This is a genomic window from Aurantimicrobium sp. (assembly GCF_036667855.1).
Lineage (GTDB): Bacteria > Actinomycetota > Actinomycetes > Actinomycetales > Microbacteriaceae > Aurantimicrobium.
Genome location: NZ_JAVWTF010000079.1, coordinates 1 through 4,361 on the forward strand (window position 1 = coordinate 1; position 4,361 = coordinate 4,361).

Consider the following 4,361-nt stretch of genomic DNA (forward strand, 5'->3'; position numbering starts at 1 on the left):
TGTCCTACAAAGTTGCGTTCAAATTGCCGCGCAATGCGGTGGACGGAGTGACCCTCAGGCATGAGTGGCTAGTACTTGTCTACGCCTTTGCCTGCGATATCGCCGGTGGTCTCGTATTCAGCAAGCTGCGCAATGCGACGCACGTGACGCTCATCACCGGAGAAAGGCTCAGCAATAAACGCATCAATGAAGCCCACTGCTTCTTCGAGGGTGTGTTGACGTGCACCGATAGAAATCACATTGGCATCGTTGTGCTGACGGGCGAGCTCTGCAGTGGAGATGCTCCACACCAGTGCGGCACGAATGCCCTTGACCTTGTTGGCAGCAATCTGCTCACCATTACCGGAACCGCCAAAGACGATGCCGAGAGCCTCAACACCAGCAGCCTGGTCAGCAGCGACAGCTGCTGCTGCATTGATGCAGAAGGCAGGGTAGTCATCAAGAGCGTCATATTCTTTCGGTCCGTGATCAACGACCTCGTGGCCTGCCTGAGCCAGGTGATCTTGAAGGAACTGACTGAATTCGAGTCCAGCGTGGTCTGTGGCGATATGAATGCGCATTCCTCGATTTTAGGGGCGACTGCGCCGGGTTAGGCTCTTAACTAAACCGCTGGAAGGAAAACACGTGTCCGGAGAGAACCTCACCCGCCTCGAAGCCATTGAACGTGCAGAAAACATTGCCGTGGAGAGCTACCAGGTAGACCTCGATCTCTTGCGTGGTGCTGAGGTGTTCGGTGCCACCACGACCGTGAACTTCTCGGCAACTCCCGGCTACTGCACCTTCATTGATGCAATCACCTCGAGCGTGCACAGCGTCACCCTCAACGGTGTTGAGCTTGACCCCGCACAGGTCTCTGACGGCACACGCATCCAGTTAGACAACCTCGATGCACACAACACCTTGACCGTGGTCGCTGAAGCGAAATACACAAACACCGGTGAAGGACTGCACCGCTTCGTTGACCCCGTCGATGGCGAGGTGTATCTCTACACCCAGTTCGAGGTTCCCGACTCGCGCCGCATGTTTGCCGTGTTTGAGCAGCCTGACCTCAAGGCAACCTTCCAGTTCACCATGACAGCACCCGAGAAGTGGGAAGTCACCAGCAACCAGCCCACACCAGCTCCTGTCAAGCACAGTAACGGCTCAGCAACCTGGAGTTTTGCACCCACTCCTCGTATCTCCAGCTACATCACCGCAATTGTTGCAGGCCCCTATGACGTGGTGCGCAGTGAACTCACCAGTGCAGATGGCCGAGTGATTCCTCTCGGAGTCTTCTGCCGTAAGTCACTGTCGGAATACATGGATGCCGACTACGTCTTTGAAAAGACTCGTCAAGGTTTCGAATACTTCGAATCGAAGTTCGACTACGCCTACCCCTTCGACAAATACGACCAGCTCTTTGTCCCTGAATTCAATGCAGGAGCGATGGAGAACGCAGGTTGCGTGACCTTCACTGAGGCCTACGTCTTCCGCTCCAAAGTCACCGATGCTATCCGCGAACGTCGCGTGGTCACCATCTTGCACGAGCTTGCTCACATGTGGTTTGGCGACCTGGTCACCATGCGCTGGTGGAATGACCTGTGGCTCAACGAAAGCTTCGCTGAATACGCCTCCACCTTGGCCACCGCCGAAGCCACCGAATGGCACGAAGCCTGGACCACCTTTGCCGTCATGGAGAAGAGCTGGGCATACCGCCAGGACCAGCTTCCTTCCACCCACCCGATCGTGGCCGATATTCCTGATCTCGATGCAGTGCGCGTGAACTTTGATGGCATCACCTATGCCAAGGGTGGTTCTGTGCTCAAGCAGCTCGGCGCCTGGGTTGGCCAGGAGCAGTTCCTGGCAGGTGTGGGTCAGTACTTCAAGAAGCACGCCTATGGCAACACCGAGCTCAAGGACCTCCTAGTTGAGCTGGAAGCCACCTCCGGTCGTGACCTGACCACCTGGTCCAAGCTGTGGCTAGAAACCGCAGGCGTGAACACGCTCCGCCCAGCACTGACAACCGATGCAGATGGCACCATCACTGCGTTCTCGATTGAGCAGACTGCACCAGCAGACTGGCCCACCATTCGGCCACACCGCATGGCGATTGGTTTCTATAACCTCAACGCCGGCAAGCTCGTGCGCGATCACCGCGTCGAGCTCGATGTTGATGGTGTGAGCACTGAGGTTCAAGAACTCGTGGGCCTCACACGTCCCGACCTGATCCTCATCAACGATGACGATCTTGCTTACGCCAAGATTCGTCTCGATGAGGCTTCGCTGCGCGTGGCAATTGCGAACCTCAAAGACATTGAAGACCCACTGGCACGTTCACTTGTGTGGGGTTCAGTGTGGGATTCCACCCGCGATGCAGAAACCGCAGGTCGTGACTTCATCGACTTAGTCCTCGGCAACATTGCAACCGAGACAGAGTCCACCGTGGTCCGCACCGTTCTGGGTCAACTCCTGCTGGTTGCTTCCAGCTATGTGGACCCTGCTACTCGCGAAGCACAGACTGCGCGCGTGGCAGATGCTCTGTGGACTCTCGCTAACGACGCAGTAGCAGGAAGCGACAACCAATTCCAGTTCCTGCGCAGCTTCGCCGCCCTGGCATCCACCGATGAGCACCTCGCCCACGTGAAGGAACTACGTGACGGAAAGATCAACTTGGGCGGGCTCGATATCGACACCGACCTCGGCTGGGAACTCCTGATTTCTCTTGCTGCTGGTGGTCACGCTACCGAGTCAGATATCGATGAATACCTTGGTGAAGACAACACCGCTACCAGCGCTCAGTCTGCAGCCCATGCGAAGGCAGCTTTGCCTTCGCATACTCAGAAGCAGACTGCCTGGAACTCGGTGTGGGTTGAAGACGACAAGCCCAACTTGATCGTGCGCGCAACAGGTCTCGGCTTCAACAAAGCACAAGACCTCGCTGTTCTCGAACCCTTCGTGAAGCAGTACTTCGACTCGATCGAGAAGATATGGGCAAGCCGCAGCTATGCCATCGCGGAGGAACTCGTCGAGAGCTACTACCCCGCTCCCCTAGCGAACGAAGCACTTGCACAGGCAACCCGTGACTACCTCGCGAAAAACAACCCACCTGCTCCCCTGCGTCGCTTGATTGTCGAAAACTTGGCCGGCACTGAGCGCACGCTCGCCGCTCAGGCTCGCGACAAGCAAGGATAGAAGTATGGACACCTTCTGGTCATGGGCAGCTGCGGTGTATCACGCAGCTGAAATCCCGTTCAACATTGCACTGATCATCATCGTTGCGGTCGTTCTCCGCAGCATTTTGCTTGCTGTCAGCGACCGCGTAATCAAGCGCCTGGTTTCTGACGCCCGCAAAAAGAATGGTGGCACTGCCGACCACACTGGCCCTGTTGGTGTTCCAGCAGCGGTGACGGCAAGCCGCCAGGTTCAGCGCACGAAGACCATGGGTACGGTGTTCCACAACTTCATCACCTGGACCATTGTCTGTGTTTCCTTTATTCAGGCACTTCAGGTTCTGGGTGTTTCTGTCACTGCGATTGTGGCAACGGCGGGTATTGGAACCGCAGCATTAGGTTTCGGTGCCCAGAACATCGTGAAGGACGTTCTCAACGGCATGTTTATGGTCTTCGAAGACCAGCTCGGTGTTGGAGACGTCGTTGACCTCGGACTGGCATCAGGAACCGTGGAGTCAGTAGGCCTGCGCATCACCACGTTGCGCGGTGACGATGGCACGATTTGGTTTGTGCGCAACGGTGAAATTGTGCGCGTAGGAAACAAGTCCTATGGCGACCCCAAGCGTTTCGCCGCGAAGACGAAGAAACCCAGTTCGGCCAAGAAAGCATGAGCGAAGAACTTCTCTCCTTCTACGACGAAGTAGGCGGTGAGCCTGTTTTTGCCAAGCTGGCACACGAGTTTTACAAGGGCGTAGCCAAAGACCCTGTGCTCAAACCTATGTATCCCGAGGAAGACTTAGGTCTTGCTGAGGAACGTCTCAAGCTCTTCCTGGAGCAGTACTGGGGTGGCCCCAGCACCTACAGCGACACACGAGGGCACCCCCGCCTGCGCATGCGACACATGCCCTACAAGATCAACCCCGATGCCAGGGATCGCTGGTTAGGCCATATGGGGCATGCCGTGGACACACTGAACTTGCCTCCGCTACAGCGTGAGACACTGCTCGAATACCTCGAGCGCGCTGCCTATGCCATGACTAATACCTTCGAGGACTAGCTACTTCACGAACTATTTCGTCAAGATGTGGCCGCGCTCGGTCGCGATGCGAGTCCAGGCACCTGAAGTTGTCACCTGACCTATACCGGTACCAAAGAAACCCAGTCCAAACCCGGCAAATGCAACACCGGCGGGAACAGTTCGAGGAATCTCAG

Annotated in this window: 4 protein-coding genes; 3 read left to right on the top strand and 1 reads right to left on the bottom strand. The window is 56.4% G+C overall.

The window, feature by feature from the left end; genetic code table 11:
- Positions 1–68: 68 nt before the first annotated feature.
- Positions 69–560, bottom strand: a complete 492-nt coding sequence (locus RR877_RS09855; RefSeq protein WP_110233706.1) for a ribose-5-phosphate isomerase — start codon at positions 558–560, stop codon at positions 69–71.
- Positions 561–624: 64 nt separating this feature from the next.
- Here RR877_RS09855 and pepN point away from each other — a divergent pair, with 64 nt between their 5' ends.
- Genes pepN through RR877_RS09870 form a run of 3 tightly spaced genes read left to right on the top strand, consistent with a single transcriptional unit; the run spans position 625 to position 4,206 of the window.
- Positions 625–3,171, top strand: a complete 2,547-nt coding sequence (pepN, locus tag RR877_RS09860) for an aminopeptidase N (protein ID WP_332628093.1) — start codon at positions 625–627, stop codon at positions 3,169–3,171.
- A gap of 4 nt (positions 3,172–3,175) precedes the next feature.
- Positions 3,176–3,820: a mechanosensitive ion channel domain-containing protein gene (locus RR877_RS09865; RefSeq protein ID WP_332628094.1), complete on the top strand. Its 645-nt coding sequence runs from the start codon at positions 3,176–3,178 to the stop codon at positions 3,818–3,820.
- On the top strand, positions 3,817–4,206 hold the full coding sequence (locus RR877_RS09870; RefSeq protein ID WP_332619150.1) for a globin: 390 nt from the start codon (positions 3,817–3,819) through the stop codon (positions 4,204–4,206). The genes RR877_RS09865 and RR877_RS09870 overlap by 4 nt, the downstream gene beginning before the upstream one ends.
- Positions 4,207–4,361: the final 155 nt, after the last annotated feature.